This window comes from Paenibacillus sp. FSL W7-1088 (assembly GCF_037969855.1).
GTDB lineage: Bacteria > Bacillota > Bacilli > Paenibacillales > Paenibacillaceae > Paenibacillus.
On the sequence record NZ_CP150216.1, the window covers coordinates 3,661,553 to 3,681,678 of the forward strand.

Annotated in this window: 14 protein-coding genes; 13 read left to right on the forward strand and 1 reads right to left on the reverse strand. The window is 44.8% G+C overall.

What is annotated here, in order from left to right; all coding sequences use genetic code 11:
- Positions 1 to 3 precede the first annotated feature (3 nt).
- From MKY42_RS16575 to MKY42_RS16605, 7 genes are all read left to right on the forward strand, one after another.
- Positions 4 to 1,155 (forward strand): VWA domain-containing protein, encoded by a 1,152-nt coding sequence (locus tag MKY42_RS16575; protein WP_339852942.1) that lies wholly within the window; start codon positions 4 to 6, stop codon positions 1,153 to 1,155.
- Between the two features lie 51 nt (positions 1,156 to 1,206).
- On the forward strand, positions 1,207 to 4,722 hold the full coding sequence (locus MKY42_RS16580; protein ID WP_339843377.1) for a DUF4132 domain-containing protein: 3,516 nt from the start codon (positions 1,207 to 1,209) through the stop codon (positions 4,720 to 4,722).
- A gap of 4 nt (positions 4,723 to 4,726) precedes the next feature.
- Positions 4,727 to 6,508, forward strand: a complete 1,782-nt coding sequence (locus MKY42_RS16585; RefSeq protein WP_339843378.1) for a hypothetical protein — start codon at positions 4,727 to 4,729, stop codon at positions 6,506 to 6,508.
- Positions 6,495 to 6,773, forward strand: coding sequence for a hypothetical protein (locus MKY42_RS16590; protein WP_143067022.1), 279 nt, complete (start codon positions 6,495 to 6,497; stop codon positions 6,771 to 6,773). The genes MKY42_RS16585 and MKY42_RS16590 overlap by 14 nt, the downstream gene beginning before the upstream one ends.
- Before the next feature lie 110 nt (positions 6,774 to 6,883).
- The gene (locus MKY42_RS16595; protein WP_339843382.1) at positions 6,884 to 7,426 is read left to right on the forward strand and encodes a sigma-70 family RNA polymerase sigma factor; all 543 of its coding nucleotides are present in this window, start codon (positions 6,884 to 6,886) and stop codon (positions 7,424 to 7,426) included.
- Between the two features lie 5 nt (positions 7,427 to 7,431).
- Positions 7,432 to 8,814 carry a DUF4179 domain-containing protein gene (locus MKY42_RS16600; protein WP_339843384.1) on the forward strand — a complete coding sequence of 461 codons (1,383 nt, stop codon included), beginning with the start codon at positions 7,432 to 7,434 and terminating at the stop codon, positions 8,812 to 8,814.
- 169 nt (positions 8,815 to 8,983) lie between these two features.
- Positions 8,984 to 11,488, forward strand: coding sequence for a WG repeat-containing protein (locus MKY42_RS16605; protein ID WP_339843386.1), 2,505 nt, complete (start codon positions 8,984 to 8,986; stop codon positions 11,486 to 11,488).
- 102 nt (positions 11,489 to 11,590) lie between these two features.
- Here MKY42_RS16605 and MKY42_RS16610 read toward each other — a convergent pair whose 3' ends face one another.
- Entirely contained in the window at positions 11,591 to 11,893 is a 303-nt protein-coding gene (locus MKY42_RS16610) for a DUF2642 domain-containing protein (RefSeq protein ID WP_090898375.1), read from the reverse strand.
- A 276-nt stretch (positions 11,894 to 12,169) separates the two neighbouring features.
- Between MKY42_RS16610 and MKY42_RS16615 the strand changes: the two genes are divergently transcribed.
- From MKY42_RS16615 to MKY42_RS16640, 6 genes are all read left to right on the forward strand, one after another.
- Positions 12,170 to 12,568: an RDD family protein gene (locus tag MKY42_RS16615; protein WP_090898378.1), complete on the forward strand. Its 399-nt coding sequence runs from the start codon at positions 12,170 to 12,172 to the stop codon at positions 12,566 to 12,568.
- Between the two features lie 319 nt (positions 12,569 to 12,887).
- The gene (locus MKY42_RS16620) at positions 12,888 to 14,513 is read left to right on the forward strand and encodes an extracellular solute-binding protein (RefSeq protein ID WP_339843390.1); all 1,626 of its coding nucleotides are present in this window, start codon (positions 12,888 to 12,890) and stop codon (positions 14,511 to 14,513) included.
- Between the two features lie 56 nt (positions 14,514 to 14,569).
- Positions 14,570 to 15,493, forward strand: coding sequence for an ABC transporter permease subunit (locus tag MKY42_RS16625; RefSeq protein WP_072732961.1), 924 nt, complete (start codon positions 14,570 to 14,572; stop codon positions 15,491 to 15,493).
- Positions 15,494 to 15,503: 10 nt separating this feature from the next.
- On the forward strand, positions 15,504 to 16,385 hold the full coding sequence (locus MKY42_RS16630) for a carbohydrate ABC transporter permease (protein ID WP_339843393.1): 882 nt from the start codon (positions 15,504 to 15,506) through the stop codon (positions 16,383 to 16,385).
- 38 nt (positions 16,386 to 16,423) lie between these two features.
- The gene (locus MKY42_RS16635; protein ID WP_339843395.1) at positions 16,424 to 17,545 is read left to right on the forward strand and encodes a glycoside hydrolase family 88 protein; all 1,122 of its coding nucleotides are present in this window, start codon (positions 16,424 to 16,426) and stop codon (positions 17,543 to 17,545) included.
- A 249-nt stretch (positions 17,546 to 17,794) separates the two neighbouring features.
- Positions 17,795 to 20,122 carry a helix-turn-helix domain-containing protein gene (locus tag MKY42_RS16640; protein ID WP_339843397.1) on the forward strand — a complete coding sequence of 776 codons (2,328 nt, stop codon included), beginning with the start codon at positions 17,795 to 17,797 and terminating at the stop codon, positions 20,120 to 20,122.
- Positions 20,123 to 20,126 lie beyond the last annotated feature (4 nt).

Below are 20,126 nucleotides of genomic sequence, written 5' to 3' on the forward strand. Positions count from 1 at the left end.
GAAATGGTGAAAGACAATGCTGAGCTGAATCGGGCAGAAACCTTAAACCGTTGGCGCCTTATTCTAGGTGAATCCGCCGAAGAAGGACTGTCCAATGCTGAAGACTATTCCCCTGATGATTTTAAATATACCGAAGTCGATGAGATTCTCGGATATCTGTATAATCGCGAATACGGTGAAGAGCAGGGTTACAGAAAAGGGGGAGGAAGGGGCCCTTCGGATCTATCCGTTCCCAAATGGTTGCATAAGGTCAGGGAATTATTCCCGAAATCAACGGTAGAAATTCTGGAGAAACAGGCGCTTGACCGGTATGGCCTAACGGAATTGTTAACGGACAAAAAGCTGCTGGAATCCCTCGAACCCAATATGAACCTGCTCAAGAACATTATGCAATTTAAAGGACGAATGAAAGGCGACGTGTTAAAGAGTGCCGAGGAAATCGTGCGAGTCGTGGTTGAAGATCTGCGACGCAAACTGGAATCTCAGACCAAAGCGAGCATTATGGGGAAACGCAGCCGTTATGCATCCAGTTCGGTGCGTTCCTTGCGCAATCTGAATTTCAAGCAGACGATTACCAAGAACTTGAAGAATTATGACAAAAACAATCGAAGATTTGTAATTGATCGTCTATATTTTGACGGGAATATCCAGTCTCATAACAAGTGGGACATCATCATTGGTGTGGATGAGAGCGGAAGCATGATGGATTCAGTGATATACAGTTCGGTGATGGCCAGCATTTTCTATCGCCTGAATGCACTGCGAACGAAATTGTTCATTTTTGACACACAGGTTGTCGATTTGAGTGACAGGCTGGAAGATCCGGTAGATGTGCTTATGAACGTGCAGCTTGGCGGGGGAACGCATATTACCAAGGCACTCCGTTATGGTGAGACGTTAATCGAAAATCCCGGGAAAACGATATACATTCTCGTTAGCGATTTGGAGGAGGGTTACCCGATCCAGCACATGTATAAGGCATGTAAGGATATTCTGGATACGGGCTGCAAATTGCTTGTGCTGACGGCACTCGATTTTAACGGAGATACCGTGTACAACAAACATGCTGCGCAGACGTTATCCAATATGGGTGCACATGTAGCTGCGATTACCCCCAATGAGTTGGCAGACTGGATTGGCGAAATTATTACGTAATTGGTTATATACAAGATCATTTATACACTGATATTCGAGGAGGAATGTGTAATGTTAACCGCAGACCGCGCAGTAGAAGCTTTGGTGGAGAAGTTTGCAGAGGTGTGTTCCAATGAATATTCGTTGAAAACGGACCGGAGTTCGGAAATCATCGATTATGTGATGGGAACGACGGATAAGTTTCCGGATATGATGGGTGGTTCCAGCCATTATGCGTACCAGACGATAGAAGTACTCATGAAAATTGCCAAAAAGGATGACGGAGATATCTTTTTTCGAGCGGGAGCCATTGTAATTCATATGGAATCCAATTATTCCAGAAGAAATTCGTGGAGAACCGATGGATTTACGCTCTGCCTTGGAAACGACTCGGAAGCTTATGGACTGAGTGGAAAGAGCAAAACCAATGATCGGATGGGCGGGTTGCTGTCCCGTTTGGAGAAAATCAATCGTTATGCTGGAGAGAAGGAAATTCTGGATGAATTAAAGAGCAGACTGAAGGGGAATTTCCGGGATGTAATCAATGGAATGATACTCCTTCGTCTCTATTCAGATCTCAATGATAGCCCTTCTCATCTTGCCCAGGTACAACAGTTCACTCAATCTCTGCCTGCATTGTTTCAACACGTGATGACCCATGATACAAGTAAGCTGCGGAACGAATTGCATGCATTGATTGAGCCACTGGTAGTTTGCAATTTCCAAACGAAACATAACAGATCTGCATATGAATTAAATGATGAATTCCTGCGAGAGAAGCATAATCAGGTTATAGCTGAGAACTATTCGAATTCTTCTCTCTCCAAAAAGGAGCAGCTGCCTTACAGTGAGTTCGACAAAACGATGATCCTTTTGAGCAATGCTTTGTTGTATTTGGTTAACATCAGTGGTGGCAAACACCGTTTCCTTGAAGACCAAAGTGAGACCGGTCTTATTTTGCTCGAAGCCATAAACCAATTACATGAGATCTATCCACTTGAAGTTCGGCGCTATTTGTTAAGTATGGATACAAGAACGAAAAATGCCAATGAGTTGCTGTCAGGACTGGTACCCCTGGATGAACCATATCAGCTCATCGAAAATTTGCGTACTGAACTCGAATCGTACACCATACCATGGCAATTTCTGCAATCAACGATTGTGAATGATCCGCAACAAGCAATTCGTGCATACCACATATTAAAACCCCCATTCCTCAAATTGTGTATTCAAAAAGTGCTGGAGGACCATGGAATCGCAGTGCCAGATGTGGATGAAACGGTTGAGCAAGCCGTATTCAGCGCTCTTCGACATCCATTAGATGGAGGCAGACAGGGAATTGCGATTGCACGATATTTAAACGGGGAGAGTTCCCTTGAGGACTACTGGGAAGATCCGAATAGTCGTGGACTGTTTAATAACCTGAATCGTGACAAAAGGCGCGTTCATAACTTGATCAGCATTAGTTTCCTGCCTTTGGATTCGGAGGCGATGCGTCGGTTCGTGATTCTGACCACGTATCCCGAGTGGACACTGGATATCGTTTCTGATATGTATCAATCTTACGCGTTTAGCGGTGAGAAGCTGCTTGAACTTTACGGCCAAGATCCAGAGGTGAAACAAGAGAAATTGCTGTCCAGCCTGATCTCTCTCAACGGAATGACCGATTATAAGTACAAATCGATGCCTCAGGATGAATATCGCCGGATCATTCAGCAAAATCTGGACTTTGCTCTGGGACAGTACAAGAAACTGCCCACGGACACACGTATCTTAATCCTGGAAATCACCTTTGAACAACGTCAAGGTCTATCGACTAAACAGGTAGCTGAAGCGATTCGTGCCGGGTTGCAGGATTCATCCAAAAAGGCAAATGGCGTAGCATTATCTGAATTCAATCGGATTCCTGACCCGGACTTATACACGACAATATATCGTTCGGAGAAAAAAACGGGTGTGAAAGAAATGGCTCTGAGCGCCATCCGCAGTTTGGATCATAGCAAGGAGATATACCTTGAGCTTCTGAAGGGTGAGAAGTCTGCCGAATGGAAGAACCTGATTCAAATTCTGCTGGATACCGCGGATCAAAGTCCAGAGTATGCTCATGCGGCACTTGCAGATCAGGCAGATGCCAAAAAGCTGACCAGACTAAGCTGGTTTTCCTTGAACGATCTTCCTTCTCTGATACGTTCAGAGGACAATCAACCATTAGATGATCGAATCAAGCAATATATCTTGGTCCAATCAATAGATCATACATCTGCGCCGAACGAAAGACTGAATGAACTCCGTGAGTATGTAAGCGAGGAATCGCTCGCACGGTTTGCTAGCGAGCTGCTGCAGTTGTGGATTCAGGTGGGTGCTACTGCGAAAGAAAAGTGGGCGATGTACCTCTCGGCACTCTTTGGGGATACTCAAATTGTGAATATCTTGGCTCCCCAAATTAAGGAATGGACAGAAAACAGCCGAGGCGCCATTGCCGCAGATGCTGTAAAAGTATTGGCCTATCTTAAGGAACCTTCTGCTCTCATGGCGATTGACAAGATTAAACGCAGTGTGAAGAACCGCCAGGTTAAGGGTGCGGCTGAAGAAGCGTTGCAGCTGGCAGCGGATAATAGGGGACTTACCTCGGAACAACTGGAAGATCGACTCGTCACCACACTTGGTTTTGATAAAAATGGGACGATGCAGCTGAGCTACGGGGAGCGTTCATTCCTGATTAAAGTGAATGGAGATCTGCAAGTCGTTGTTGTAAATGAAGAAACGGGTAAATCTGTGAAGAGTCTGCCTGCTCCAACGCAGAAAGATGATGCTGAACTTGCAGCACAATCTAAGGCGCGTTTCACACAATTGAAGAAGGATCTCAAAACGATGGTTAACATCCAGGCGCAACGTCTGGAAGAGTCCTTGTCCAAACAACGGCTGTGGTCTGCTGATGAGTGGACAGCATTGTTTGTACAGAATGTAATCATGCAGAAATTTGCTGTAGGTCTGATATGGGGCATATATGAAGATGGTCAGTTGGTCACCACGTTCCGTTATATGGAGGATGGAACGTTTAATACCGTCGATGAGGATGAATACGAGCTGCCTTCGGAATCTCTAGTGGGATTGATTCATCCACTCGAACTGGACCAATCTACGCTCGAAGGATGGAAAACGCAGCTGGAGGATTATGAGATCAAGCAGCCGTTTGAGCAGCTGAATCGTCAAATTCATGTGCCTGAGGATGAAGACAAAAACAAGGTTGAATATGATCGCTTGCCGGAGTCTGATTTCTCTCCCACTGCATTCCCCAAAGCACTGGAGAAATACGGATGGATCAAAGGTCCAGCACAGGATGGCGGCTGGTATCATGAATTTTACAAAGAGTATGGAGATCTTGTCGCAGAACTGCGCTTCAGTGGTACCAGCATTTCATATTATGAAGGATTGGAAGATATCACGCTGGAATCTCTGCACTTCTTCAAACCTGGCAGTCAGAAATACTATTATTATAGCGATCACAAGTCCATTGCTTTGGGTGAAATTGCAGGTCGTGTGTTCAGTGAGACGATCTATGATATTTTAAGAGCGTCAGGACGTTGATCACGTGAGTGGATTTGAACAGAAATTCCGGATATTTTCGACGCTGTGTACGGAGGATTATTTGATTCGATATGCTAACAAGGGATTGTACAAAAGGTCTCTGAAAGAGTTGGATCATGGCGTGACTGTGCAATACACTTGGAATGAAGCCTCTGTGAATTGTCAGTTGACTGATGGTACACATTGTATGCTTGAAAATACGCTGGATCATTGGGAATGCTCCTGTCCGGCAGACAATATTTGCAAACATGTACTGATTTCGATTTTGTATTATCAACGGGAACATCAGACTGAGGATACATTAAATCAGGGTGAAGAAGCGTCAACAGCAGAGTTGGCACCTGAGTCTGGTCTGGATAAAATGCATGTTCATCAGGCAGGTCAAATTCAAAATACACATTCCCATGGGATGAAGTCCCGCTTCCGCTGGATGGTTGAATCGGATCTTGCTCCTTTGATCAAATCATATCGTTCTTCGTTGATTGAGGAGGTTCTGTTCCGATTAAGATATCCAGAGCAGATTGAAGTATTGGAGGATTCTCTTCTAACGGTGCGTCTGGTGAAACAAGAAATTGAGGTTTCGTTTACAGAAGAACCTAGTCTGGCTAAGGCCCTGTGCAAAGTAAAACAAACTGCCGGTAATATGGCCAAACTTGAAGCAATACTGCGGTATCGGATGCAGCAAGGTTTGGATGATACGGATGTCATAAGTGGAAGAGTCCATGATACCACGTTTTCACTTCAAACAGTGAAGGAATGTCGTTCCATGCTGACAGGCCTGCTAAAGACGGGACTTGCTCGTCTACCGCAATCGTATATGGCCCAATTGGAGACATTGGCGATTGCCGCTCATAGTGGTCATCTTCCCGACATTGAGCGAGGTTTACGCGGGATTCAAGGAGAACTGCAACTGTTTTTTAACCGACACGTACGGTTCTCCATGCAATCGATGCTTGATCGGATAAGCAAGTTGTATCTTGCACTACAGGTGCTTGAACAAGAGAAGGTATCTGCGTTCAAACAAAGTCAGCTCATTGGCAGTTTTCGAAGTAAATACTATGCGGTTCCAGAGCTGCATCTGTATGGATTGGGGGCTGATGCATGGGAGACACGCTCCGGTTACCGTGGAATCACTTATTATTTCTATTGCTTTGATGATGCCGAAATCTATACGTACAGCGATGTGCGGGCGGTATACTATGAAGATAATCAATTCTCATATACAGAGCATTATGGTTCCTTCACTCCATGGCTGCCCAATCTGACTTTTCGTCAATTTGCCGGGGAAGAGGTTCAGTTTCGTTCGGTTAAAGTAAATGAAGAGCATAGACTCTCCTCCGGGGAAGGCGCAAAGCTTACACTGTTGCCACGAACATCAGTGGAAGAGATGAATCTGGGCAAGTACATGCAAGAAATACCCTCCGTACTTGCTCAGGATGCACGCTCATTTGAGTTGTTTTCCGTTCCGAAAGAACGACTGGCGATGATCAAGGTTGCCCGGGTTGTAGAGCATCGCTTCGATAAGCAATCGCAGGACCTTATTTTAACGATGGAGAGTGACCATGGGGAGACGTTGGATCTGACTCTTCCATATTCAACGGAATGGCAGACCATGATCAAACGGCTAGAGTCTGGCTATGGAGCAGGAACACTCGAAGACTTCTATGCTTTTGTACGTATAGAGCAGCAACGGATATACCCGATCAGCTTCCTGAAGGGTCCAACAGTGATCAGTCTGAAACTGGATACGGGTTATGGAAGGACGGGAAGAGTTGGAAGACTATAATCAGTTGATGCAGAAGATTAGCAGCTGGTCAGAAGAGCTGTTGCTTCGCGGATTATCCCAATTCACACTGAAAGATATTGATGTGTTGGAACAATTAATTGTAGAGACCTCGAGATTTCAAATGACTTTTCTTCGCGAGATTTTGGAACACATGATAGAAGAGGGCCGAAAAACCGCTTTGGGGAGCGGTAATGAGGAGCTTATGTTGCTTCATTATTGCCGCCTCACACAATATGTGCAGCTCAGCACTCAAGAATCATCCTGAACTAATCGGCACATAAAGAATTGCAGAAGCATGAGCCTCTGCAATTCTTTTTATTTTATTGGAGTAAAATGGGTTTTTGAATCGAATCTAATATGGAAGGGAGGGTGAGCATGAAGGAAGATCAGATCAGGGAAGCAGTTGCTAGACGTGACCATGAAGCTATGGAATGGGTGATGAATAACTATGCTGGATTGTTGTGGAAAATTATTTATTCCATATTACATAATGCCTCAACAGAAGAAATCGAAGAATGCGTAGCAGACACCTTTTTTTCATTTTGGCAAAATCCACTTTCTTTCCAACCCGAGCGCAGTAGTTTGAAAAATTATCTGGCAACCATTGCAAAGCACAAAGCCATTGACCGTTACCGGAAATGGAATCGGAGAAGTGAGATTTCATATGAGGAGAGCATTCATTTCGTTCAAACTGAGGACACTCTCTCTAAATTAATCAGTAAAGAAAGGCAACTTGAATTGGAGCAGGCTATTGAATCATTTCCTGAACCAGACCGGGAAATTCTGAAACGCCGATTTTACGAAGGTCAGAAGCCATTGGAAATTTCAGAAGCATTGTCTTTGCACGTCAGACAGGTTAATAACAAAATTTATCGTTCGAAACAGTGGTTGCGTAAGTGGTGGTTGCAGAAGAAATAGAGGAGGTGATTCCCATATCGAATCCAGGAGATCATTTTACGGAACAGAATCTAACCCATATCAAGAAATTATTCCATGAGAAAGCGCGCCTTGAGGAAAATTCGCCATGTAATTCACAGAAGAAGAGTACACAACCAAATAAAAGAAGAACCCGTAAATTAATCTATATCCCCATTGCAGCCATCCTGTCTTTAGCTATTGTTACTGGTGCAGCAGCGGCCATGGGAGTAATTGATCTTTCATCTATTCTGCAATTTTTGAGTGGAGATCGAATCAACATTCTTCGTCCCGTAAATAAGACCAGTGAAGATCAGGGCATACGCATGCAGACTCTCGGTGCTGTTCGAGACGGCAGCACAACTGAAATTTATGTAGCCCTCAAGGATTTAACAGAAGACCGAGTGAATGCTTCGCTTGATGTATATGATTTTCATGTATCAGGTGGTCGGTCACAGAACGCAAAGTTAGTACAGTATGATCCTGCTGAGAAGACTGCGATTATTCGATTTCTGGTTCAGGGAAAACGGCTCAGCAATCGAATAAGTGTCCAGATGAGTTCTTTTTTATCAGGTGCAAATAAAGAGGTGAACTATGATTCTGGGCTCAATCTCTCAGAACTCCTAAGTAAGAAGCAGCAGACCGAATATGACACTCTTGATCCACTCAAAGACAGTATTAGCGGGTGGGGAGGTGAATCTGCTCTGGAATTAAGTGAACAGGAATTCATTCATGTACTTCATCAGGAGCAAACTCATATTAAGTTGCCTGGGATCAATTGGATGTATATATCCAATATAGGTTTCGTCGATGGGAAATTGCATATTCAGATTAATCCAGATGACGAGATGGGTATATACAATCATGGTTATTTTTTCTTCACTGATGATCAAGGGAACAAGCAGGATATACCCATGAATAGTGTCTCCTATGGCTCTTATATTAAAGGGGGTACTCGATACGGTGGGGATTATGAGGAGTATATTTTTGATATCTCGGATATCAGTCAACTCAACAAGCTCCAGCTTAAAGGAGATTTTACTAGTTATGAGCAGTTCGTTACGGGGAAATGGAAAACAACTTTCGATCTGAAACAGGATTCATTCAGTAAAACTAGAAAAGCAACTCTTACGCTGGATGAGGAAATTCGTACAGAGATTGTAGTCTCCTCCTTGGGTGTTACGCTCATGGGCAAAGGCATCAATCAAATAACGCCTGAGAATCTTCACATGGAACTCTATCTCAACGATGGCACGAGCATTCTTCCCAAATCGGGGTTTCTGAACATTGACAACAATTTGATGAAGTGGATATCACCCCAGACAATACCGGTAAATGAAGTGAATTATTTGATGGTGAACGGACAGAAAGTGTTATTGCAAGATCCTTAAGGAAGGTTACAAAAAAATGGGCGGTCTTCACGACTGCTCTTTTTTTATAAGATTTTGCTATTCGCTTCAACTTTTCAAAGTTAACGGTTATATTCGCTCAGATGTCATATCCCCGCTTATGATGCATACCCATACATTAGGCGAATGCTGTCTTAAGGAGGAAACAGGCATGTCCATGAGTGAACCTCTGTTAACGCAAATTGTCAATCAACATATTCCGGCTGGCGCGACTGTCGTCACCATTGATAAACCGGTCAAACATCCGGCTATTTATGCTTCAGATTTAACCGGAGATGGAATGCCGGAGATTGCTGCTGTATATGAGCAGGGCGGTGAATTAATCCTGCTTGTTCTGAAATTTTACCAAGGTCACTGGATCAAGATGTCTTTGACGAAAGGCTTGGGTTATGGAGTTACCTTATTGACAGCGGCATCTGTGACATCCACGGCGCGGAACAATCTCATTGTCGGCTGGCAGGTCGGTGCGATCTGGTCAAAGCTTGCAGTATACGATTGGACAGAATCAGGACTGACTGATCTCGCGCCAGAAGATTTGTATTACAGCCATGCGGAAATCATCGATATGCCTGGTCCCCACGGCAGAGATGGCAAAGTAGAAATTGCACTCTGGATTCATGATACAGGTGAAGCTTATCGGGTCGAGATCATCCGCTGGCAGAATGGTAATTGGGTGCCCGCAACAGATGTGTATCCATATTACTTTCCTAAGGTCGTACAGTATTATGAACAATTGACTGAACACTATCCAGACTACAATTTCTATTGGTACTATCTTGCAGATGCCCAGTACAAGGCCGGATTATCTCCTGCCGCGCTCGTTTCGGTCCAACAAGCGTTAAGATTCAATGAACCATACCCTTCGCGGGAAGCACTGCTTGAGCTGGAAAAGAAGATTAGGCAAGCCATGGGCACAGAGGGGCCGCGTGAAACGACGTGGTTATTTCCGATATCGGTCAGAACGACAACTGGAACCCGGTGGGGTTATATGGACGCCCAAGGTCGTATTCGAATTGAACCGATCCTTGACGATGCCCAAGACTTTCAACGAAATGGCCTGGCTGTCGTAGTGAAAGACGGGAAGACTGGCATCATCAATCTTAACGGGCAATTTGTCGTTCAACCTGTATACGATTCCATTAATCCTTTTTCAGAAGGTCGGGCCATTGTCATTGATTCCCAAGGGTTCGAGATGATTGATGAACAAGGCGCAGTATTGACCAAACGGGCATATCCCTTTATTGCCGATGTGAAGGACGGCCGAGCGCTGTTTTACCTTTCAGACAACAGTCAGACAGGCGGGGAAGTCAGTCGTTACGGTTATTTGGACACCTCTGGAAATGAGGTCATTCGGGCGCAGTTCGCTTCAGCGAACGATTTTCAGGATGGCAAGGCCGTTGTGCAGATCAAGGAAAATGAATATGCGTTAATTAACCGAAATGGTCAGCGGCTGGCAACGTATCCATATGCCTATGTAGGTCCTCTGGGTAACGGATTACTTCCTTTTCAGAAAGAAGCATCAGGGAAATACGGTTATATCGACGAAAGTGGTCATATCCGGATTCAGCCGAGCTTCACTTCGGCATTTCCGTTCAGTGGTGGATACGCTATTGTGAATACAGCGGAGGATTACAACTCCATCTATGGCGTTATTAATACACAAGGCTCTTTTATCATCCAACCCGCCTACAATGACATTCGAGATCTGGGAGAACATCGGCTGGCCCTGGGGCAAGCGATTGACCCCAAACAGTCTTTTATTGGTTCGATCTATGCAATTGCAGATGTCAATGGTAGGAAACTTTCGGATTTTGTATATACGGATGTATCAAATTACAAGGGAGGACTGGCTTCAGCCACGAATGGGACACAAACGTTCTTTCTGGATCTCAATGGGCGACCTGCATCAGGATACCCCCGTGTTGAAGGGTCGGGCACCCTTGAATTGGTAGCTCCAGATCTAATCAAGGCGTATGTCGACCAGCGGGTATCCTATGTAAACCGGGCAGGGCAGATCATTTGGCGGCAAAATACAATCGTTCCCCTTCACCCGCCATATCGTGTACGCGAAGAAAAATATAAACCCAACCCGGATTACCTCGTGTATTATCCGCAATTGGAAGGGTTAACGGACCAAGCCGTTCAGCTTGCAGTAAATGCCAAGTTAAAGGCACTATCCCAAGTGAAGCCAATCCCTGCGAATCAGAAGCTGGGTTACACATATACAGGGGATTTTGATATTACGTTCTACCAACAGCAATTACTTCAGCTTAAACTCACGGGCTATAACTACCCGGCTGGTGCTGCACATGGCATGCCGACGATGATCTATGCGATTATTAATCTGAGCACCGGTCAGATGTATGAACTTAAGGATTTATTTAAACCGAACAGTGATTATGTGAAGGTGCTTAGCAAAATCGTAGGAGATCAGATCAAGAATGATCCGCAATACTCTTATGTTTTTCCGGACACATATGAGGGAATCAGCCCGGATCAGCCTTTTTTTGTCACAGCGGATGCACTGCACCTATACTTTAGCCCTTATGAAATCGCTCCTTACGTCGCGGGATTCCCGACATTTACGATTCCTTTTGCCCAGATCAAGGATATTATTAATACAGAGGGCTCATTCTGGAAAGCTTTTCATGCTTAAATGAAATGTTTCATCTTAGTGATGCCACAAACAGACTTCACATACTGGGGAGGATGAAAGCTGCTTTGCCTCGCGTATTATAAACATCTTTTTTGCTCATGATTACTCTTTTGCTATTTCAAAATAAACGATTTCACATAATCGAATGTGATGCTTTTTTCCAAGAACATCAAGAGTTACGTAATCACTAGAAACATCATCCAGAATACCTATCAATTTGCCGACAGTTGTCGTGATGACAATCTTTAACCCTATGTGTTGGAATAATAGCTCGGTGAATTTGGGCTCCACATAATTCGGTAATGCCAAAGTATTCTTGTGTTGTACATCTCTATTCAGATAATATTGCGGAGCTGCGGATAAGGCATAATCTTGTGGATCTCCATAGTACTTGAATCTATGCATGTGCTTCATCCTCCTCGGTCTTAAAATAATAAAACATCTATAACGTATGATAATACCTTAGGTGTTCCATGTCGGCCTTCAAATGAAATGTGTTAGACTTGGTTTTAATGGTGTAATGTGGTAGAGATATGAACAGTATATACACCCAGATAGGTGATGGTGAATACCGGTTCCCATGAGCTTCTTAAACCCATGTTGAGCTAGAACAAAAGAATGAAAGGAGTTAAATAACGTATTTATTCGTCTTTTTAGTAAAGAAAGTTTGGAGGAAACATTTTGTATAATGCAGGTTTTTGGATAAGGCTCGGCGCCAGTATTCTGGATGCTATTATTATTGCATTGCCGTTAATGGTTATCGCAGGACTGATTACAGGAAACTTTGATAGTGATGAACCTATAGCCAAAATATTAAGTGCATTGTATTCCATTTTATTGCCCGTTTTCTGGTACGGTAGAACGATAGGAAAACGTATTTGCGGAATTCGAATTCGAAAATACGATACACATGAGCCCCCTGGAATTGGAACCATGCTGATGAGAGTTGTTGTTGCAGGACTGGTATATGGAATCACATTCGGCATTGGTTTCATTGCGAGTGTCATCATGGTTGCTGTACGAGAAGACAAACGTGCAATACATGATTTTATCGCAGGTACCGAAGTGGTCTGGGACTAAAAATGAGATAGCGAGCTCTGCCGTAATATATTCGTGATATTCCAATCCACTCCTATTCACCCACGTGACAGACGATGAACAGTGTTCATGGTCTGTTTTTTGTGCTGTCATAAGTACACTCACAAACCCGCGCCAACACTGTAAATTCAATGCATTGCAGATGATGATATAGAGAATTCGTCTATCGTTTTGGCTAAATGATCATTTGGTTCTGACGAAATCAACATGTCATTTCATCTTTTGCGAATATCGCTACAATGCACTCTCCCTTACTCTGAGGTAGAGCACAGACATTCCCAAAAGGTGGAGGATAAGGTCCATGAGAAGAAAAGTGTTATCTACGAGTTTGATGATTCTGTTATTAGGTACAACGATCCTGGGGTGTTCGTCCGGAGACAGTAAAACGGGCGATGCTGATAAAGGGACACCAAGCGGATCAACGGAAGCAACAACCTATCCAATTCAAACGGATAAGACGCTTACGTACTGGGGTGAAATTAACGGAAACTTGATCGGGGTCAAAAATTCGCACAGCGAAATTCCATTCTTTCAAAAATGGCAGGAAAAAACCGGCGTACCACTCAAATTCACGGCACCACCGACCGGTCAGGTCAGAGAATCCTTTAACGTAATGCTGGCATCCGGGGATTTGCCAGACATGCTGGAGTACAATTTTATCGGAGATTTCCCTGGTGGACCGGAGAAAGCCATCAATGATGGTTATATCCTCAAGCTGAACGATCTGATTGACCAGTATGCTCCGAATCTGAAGAAATACCTGCAGGACAATCCGGACATCGACAAGATGGTCAAAACGGACAGTGGCAGCTACTATGTATTCCCGTTCATTCGGGGAGATGAGTATCTTCGTGTCTTCCAGGGACCCATCATTCGCAAGGATTGGCTGGATGAGCTGGGACTGCCTGTTCCGGAAACGATTGATGAGTGGACAACAACCCTGAGAGCTTTTAAAGAGAAAAAAGGCGCATCCGCTCCGTTCTCTGTTGTAAGTAAGCCACGATTCTTTAACGATTCCGGTAATGGTGCTTTCCTGGGCGCCTTCGGTGTAAACCGCGGATTCTATCAGGAAGACGGACAGGTCAAATTTGGTCCTGCGGAAGAGGGTTTCAAAGAATACCTGACGTTATTCCAAGAATGGTACAAAGAAGGTTTGATTGATAAAAACATCTCAACAGCGGATACCAAATCCGTCGACGGTAACCTCGCTTCGGGTGCTACTGGCGCTAGTGTCGGTAACGCAGGTGGAGGTATCGGCAAATGGCAGCCGCTCGTTGAAGCAAATGATCCGGATGCCGTTCTGGTCGCCGCACCATATCCGGTGCTTAACAAAGGGGATATTCCTAAATTCGGCCAGCTTAACCAGGGTTATGCCTCGGAAGGCACGGTTGCCATCACAACAGCAGCCAAGGACCCGGAACTTGCCGTTCGTATGCTGGATTATGGCTACAGTGAGGAAGGGCACATGTTCTTCAACTTCGGTGAAGAAGGTGTCAGCTATAACATGGAAGGTGATTATCCGAAATTCACGGACTTGCTGCTGAAGAATCCGGATAAACTCGCTCCTGCACAAGCGATTTCCCTATATGCCCGCAGCAGCTATAACGGTCCATTCGTTCAAGACAAACGTTATGCCGAGCAGTTCTTTGCATTACAGACCCAGCGTGATGCCATTGATGTATGGAAGAATACACAGGCCGCCAAATATAATCTGCCTTCAATCACACCTACACCTGAAGAAAGCTCCGAATACGCGACCATCATGAATGATATCAACACGCTCGTCGATGAGATGACCATCAAGATCATTCTGGGCAACGAACCGGTGGATCAATTCGAGAGCTATGTCGCAAAAATGAAATCGTTACATCTGGATCGAGCGATTGAAATCCAGACAGCAGCACTTGAACGCTACAACAACCGGTAATTGTAAAAGGGGAGGGCACTAGCCCTCCCGATTGAAAAGAGGTGAAAAGGTACATCATGAGCAATCGTCAATCCTTTAGAAGCCGGTTCGTGCGGGACTTCATGATGAACAAGTATTTATACATCATGATGATTCCCGTTATTGGATATTATTTAATATTTCATTACGGTCCGATGTACGGCGCAATTATTGCCTTTAAAGATTATTCTCCGATGAAGGGCATTTTGGGGAGTGATTGGGTTGGGCTGAAGCACTTTGAAGAGTTTTTCAACAGTTATTATTTCTTGCGTGTGCTGAAGAACACCCTTCTTATCAGTTTGTACACGCTGGTCTTTGAATTCCCCGCACCAATTATTCTGGCGCTGCTCATCAATGAAGTACGCAAGCGTACATTCAAGCGGGTCGTTCAGACGATTACGTATATGCCGTATTTCATCTCTCTCGTCGTCATATGCGGAATTATTACGGACTTCACGAACGCGGATGGTTTAATCAACCGTCTGATCATGATGCTCGGATATGACGGTCAGGCGATGCTGCAAAAGCCGGAGCTGTTTCGTCCGATCTATGTTCTGTCTGAAATATGGCAGCGGATCGGTTGGGAATCCATTATCTATATTGCTGCGTTGATGAGCATCGACCTGGAGCAGTATGAAGCGGCGAAGATAGACGGAGCGAGCCGTCTCAAGCAAATGTTTCACATTACGCTACCCGGATTGCTGCCTATTATTACGATCATGTTCATTCTCCGGATGGGTAATATGCTGAATGTCGGGTTCGAGAAAATCATTCTCCTTTATAATCCGGTGACCTATGAGACGGCTGACGTAATCTCCTCCTTCGTATATCGAAAGGGATTGTTGGAGTTCGGATGGAGTTACAGCTCGGCAGTTGGTCTATTTAACTCGGTGATCAATCTCGTTCTTCTGATTTCGGCGAACTATATCAGCCGCAGAGTGAGTCAAAACAGCTTATGGTGAGGTGGTAACTTTGATTAAGGAAAGCGGTTGGTTTGACCGAATCTTTACGATCTTCAATTATACGTTTCTAATCCTGCTTGTCATCGTCACATTGTATCCGCTGCTCTACGTGTTATTTGCATCCTTTAGTGACTCGGCGCAGCTGTTAGCAAACAAAGGTCTCCTGTGGAAGCCGGTCGGCTTCAGCCTGGAAGCTTACAAGAGTGTACTTGCCAATCCAGGTATAGCCACTGGTTTCCGTAATACATTGTTTATTCTTGTGTTCGGCGTTATCGTCAACCTGTTCATGACTGCGCTTGGTGCGTATGTGCTATCCCGTAAAAACGTGATGTGGAACAAGGTGTTCATGTTCTTTATCGTGTTCACAATGTTCTTTGGCGGCGGGTTGATTCCCCTGTATCTGGTTGTAAAAGGCGTTGGCCTGTTAGATACATTGTGGTCGACCATTCTGCCTTTTGCCATCAGCACGTTTAACCTGATCATCATGCGAACGTCATTTATGGGCATACCGGACAGCCTGGAAGAGTCGGCCAAGATTGATGGAGCGAATCACTTCACCATTTTGTTCCGTATCATTATCCCATTGTCCATGCCAGTCATTGCCGTGATGATTCTGTATTACGCAGTCGATAAGTGGAACGGGTGGTTCTATGCGTCTGTGTTTATCAAAAGCCGAGAACTGTTCCCATTGCAATTGGTGCTGCGTGAGATTCTGATCGCCAATTCCACGGAGAGCATGTCGGCCGGTGCATCGGCTGGGGACCGCTTCCAGATCGGGGAAACCATCAAGTATGCAACGATTATGGTAGCGACGATACCAATCCTGTGCATCTATCCGTTTTTGCAGCGCTTTTTCGTAAAAGGTGTCATGGTTGGTTCATTGAAAGGTTAAATCAAGTATTGAAGAACAGTAAGGAGGTATGAGGTTACATGAACGTATTAAATGAAGTGAACAAGGACGCATGGGATCAGATTAAAAGTAAAGCCGATCAGATGCTTGCAGCCATAGGTGATAAGTCTCCGCATGTCGCAGGAGCAAATGGCATCTATGACGACATGAGAATCGATTGGTGGACCTCGGGATTCTGGCCGGGCATATTATGGATTGTGTACGATATGACAGGTGATGAGAAATATAAAGAGGCTGCATGGAATTGGGATGAGAGACTATCGGAACGTTTTCTAGAAAACAACTACTTTGATCACGACGTGGGTTTTCATTTCCTGCCTACGGCTGTCATTAAATACAAGCTCACCGGAGATGCCGATGCCGCAAGGCGTGCTCTATTTGCCGCAAACTTTCTGGCTGGCCGCTTCAATACCAAAGGCAGCTTCATCCGGGCTTGGAATGGAGATATGCTGGGCTGGTCGATCATCGACACCATGATGAACCTGTCGTTGCTCTTCTGGGCATCTGAGGAGAGCGGAGATCCTCGTTTCAGCCATATCGCCAAAGCTCATGCGGATATGGTCATGAAGCAATTTGTGCGGGAAGATGGTTCTGTGCATCACATCATTCGCTTTGATCCCGAGACAGGTGAACGTGCAGAAGCGATAGGGGGTCAGGGAGCGGCGCCGGATTCGGCATGGAGTCGGGGAGCGGCGTGGGCTTTATATGGATTAACGAATACGTATCGGTATACAGAGGACCCGGCATATCTGAATGCTGCACAGCGTGTGGCGAACTTCTTCATTTCCAGCCTGCCTGAGGATAGCGTTCCGCATTGGGATTTTCGTGCTGAGACCGAAGAAGGGGAAGAGATCCCACGAGACAGCTCCGCTGGTGCCATTGCTGCTTCCGGATTGCTTGAGCTTGCAGATGTACTTCCTGATCCAGAGGGTAGACTCTATACTACCGTTGCCAAACGTATCCTGAGTTCCCTGCGGGATCATTATGGAACCTGGGATCTTCCTGAGCACGAAGGTATGCTTCTCGAGGGAACCGGTCATAAACCGGCAGGTCAGAACGTGAATGTCTCTCTTATATACGGTGACTATTTCTACGTTGAGGCGAGTGCCAAATTAAACGGTTGGAAGCATCGCATTTTCTAAAAAATGTATAAGAATATTTAAAAAACATTCTCCACTTGATACCGAATGCCCGATAGACGAAAGTAGTCTATTCGGGCTATTTGTGCTTGATTTGACGGGGGAAATCGGTGGTTGCTATCCTTTTTGTCAATCGAATTGAACTTTTTATCTATATCCCAATCGCGCTCTGACCGTTATAATAAATTCCTGATCCAAACATAGATAATCTACGAAGAGTTGGGTGATGTGTTGTTGCTAAACATTCGATATTTGTGGCAAAAACGAGAAAGCATAATTGTAACCTGGCTTGTCTCTTACAGTGCTGTTTTGATTGTGCCGATTCTGATCAGTTTGGTTATTTACATGCAAGCAAATGAGACTTTGAAGAGTGAAATACATCGCGCCAACGATTCTTTATTGAAGCAGATGCGTTATACGATCGATACACAAGTTGATCTGATGAAGCGGTTAAACATGGAGATGACGTGGAGCCCAAATCTGCAAACGTTGATGTATTCCAATCAGCCGGCCAAAGAGGCGCCGTATACGGCATACCAACTGGTGAAGGAACTCCGTCTCTATAAAACATCCTACGCATCCATCGATGAATTCTACGTCGTGTGGAAAAAAGATCAATCCATTCTCCGTTCAGGTAATATTCGGGATATGCGAACGGCATTTCATACCCTACATAACACAGGTGCAATGTCTTTCGAAGCGTGGCGGGATCAGATTCTGGGTACAGAGACGAATCAGTTCGTCATACTGCCACATCAGAATGCAGCTCCGGCGGAGTCTTCCATTGCATACATTACACGTCTTCCTGATGATTTGAATGGTCAGGAGACTGGTACGGTTGTCGTCATGGCGGATACGCGAAGGTTCCAGGAAGCAATTGAGAGCATTTCAGGTTTTAGTGATGCCACGCTGCTGATTCTGAATCAGAATAACGAGATTCTGATGAGCAATCATCCCGGGTCAGAGGAATTGAAGCCATTCATGAATGGCAATCAGGTTCAAATGGATAACGCCAAGGTAGGAAAATCGGAGATGTTTTATATGGACTCCGCGGTATCCGATCTGAAGTACGCATTGATTATTCCCAGCAGCCTGTATTGGGAAAAGGCAGTATATGTCCGCAATTTTACGTATATCAGCATCGTGGTGAGTCTCATTAGTGCGGGTGTACTGACCTGGTTCTTCATGCGCCGGAATTACTCTCCAATCCAGCAGCTCGTGGAATCACTCAAAGACAAAAATTCGCAGAACGAACCTGCTGATCGGAACGAACTTCGATTTATTCAGAAGGTCATCATGAACACACGATCAGAAAAGAATGAGATTGCCCAGCAGCTGCAGAAACATCAGCAGGTGCTGCGCTCCAATATGATTAATCGGCTTCTGAAAGGCAAACAGGATACGCTCGTGCCCTATGAAGATGCATTCCGTTCCTTTCATATGCCGCTGTATTCAAGTGAATTTGCTGTTATCTTATTTGTCATTGAGAATGAAGAGAATCTCTATGGAAAACTGCCGGGTATTGATATCAACGAACGAAACAAATTGATCCATCTCATTATTTCCAATGTGGTTGAAGAACTGGCTTCAGAGCGTCAGCACGTCGGATATGTGGCTGAAGTCGATGATATGATGGTCTGCCTTGTAAATATGAAAGCGGATTCTTCGAATTGGAACCAGGATCTTCATCACATTGCGGCAGAAGCACAGCGCTTCCTGGAACGTTATGATATGGAATTGACGATCTCCATCAGCGGACGCCATACGTCGTGGATTGGTATCGCCGAAGCATACCAGGAAGCAGTAGACGCGATGGAATACAAAATGGTGCTAGGCAAGAAAGGCATCATTACCTATGGTGATGTCCGCAGCGATGCGATGGCGGATGACCCGTTTGGCTACTACTATCCGCTTCAGGTGGAACAGCAGCTTCTTAATTTCATCAAAGCGGGAGATACCGACCAAGCCAGCGCTTATATGAACGAGATTACAGAGCGAAATTTTGATAAACCGATTATGTCGCTCACACTTGCACGTTGCCTGATTTTTAATCTGGTAGGTACAATGATCAAGGCCATCAATGATCTGGGGGACAGGGATAATCATGCGCTAACTCAATACCCGCATCGGATTGAGGACATTATTGCCGGGGATACCATCCAAGAGATGCAGGAGGCTTTGCAGAATTTGCTTGAGGAGGTATGTTCCTATGCCGCTGACAAGCGCGCAACAAATGTATCACAAGAACGTGAGGATTCCCTGCGTCATCTCAGTACTCAAGTCACACAGTATATTGAGAGTAAATATACAGACGTGAATTTGAACGTCAACGCGATTGGTGAGCATTTTGAGCTTAAGGGCAGTTACTTGTCCAAACTGTTCAAGAATCAGACTGGTGAGGGTCTGCTGGACTGTATTCATAAGTGCCGTATCCGACAGGCTAAAGAAATGATTGAGCATAAACAGGCATCCATTACAGAAATATCCCGAATGGTCGGGTATAACGATGCAGCAACTTTCATCCGGGTATTCAAGAAATATGAAGGCATTACGCCAGGTAAATATAAAGAAATCAGTTGATTGA

What these genes read in the sequence shown, in the direction of transcription:
- MKY42_RS16575 (WP_339852942.1), top strand. Translation starts at nt 4, where the DNA reads ATGGTGAAAGACAATGCTGAGCTGAATCGGGCAGAAACCTTAAACCGT.
- MKY42_RS16635 (WP_339843395.1), top strand. Translation starts at nt 16,424, where the DNA reads ATGAACGTATTAAATGAAGTGAACAAGGACGCATGGGATCAGATTAAA.
- MKY42_RS16625 (WP_072732961.1), top strand. Translation starts at nt 14,570, where the DNA reads ATGAGCAATCGTCAATCCTTTAGAAGCCGGTTCGTGCGGGACTTCATG.
- MKY42_RS16620 (WP_339843390.1), top strand. Translation starts at nt 12,888, where the DNA reads ATGAGAAGAAAAGTGTTATCTACGAGTTTGATGATTCTGTTATTAGGT.
- MKY42_RS16595 (WP_339843382.1), top strand. Translation starts at nt 6,884, where the DNA reads ATGAAGGAAGATCAGATCAGGGAAGCAGTTGCTAGACGTGACCATGAA.
- MKY42_RS16605 (WP_339843386.1), top strand. Translation starts at nt 8,984, where the DNA reads ATGTCCATGAGTGAACCTCTGTTAACGCAAATTGTCAATCAACATATT.
- MKY42_RS16580 (WP_339843377.1), top strand. Translation starts at nt 1,207, where the DNA reads ATGTTAACCGCAGACCGCGCAGTAGAAGCTTTGGTGGAGAAGTTTGCA.
- MKY42_RS16610 (WP_090898375.1), bottom strand. Translation starts at nt 11,893, where the DNA reads ATGCATAGATTCAAGTACTATGGAGATCCACAAGATTATGCCTTATCC.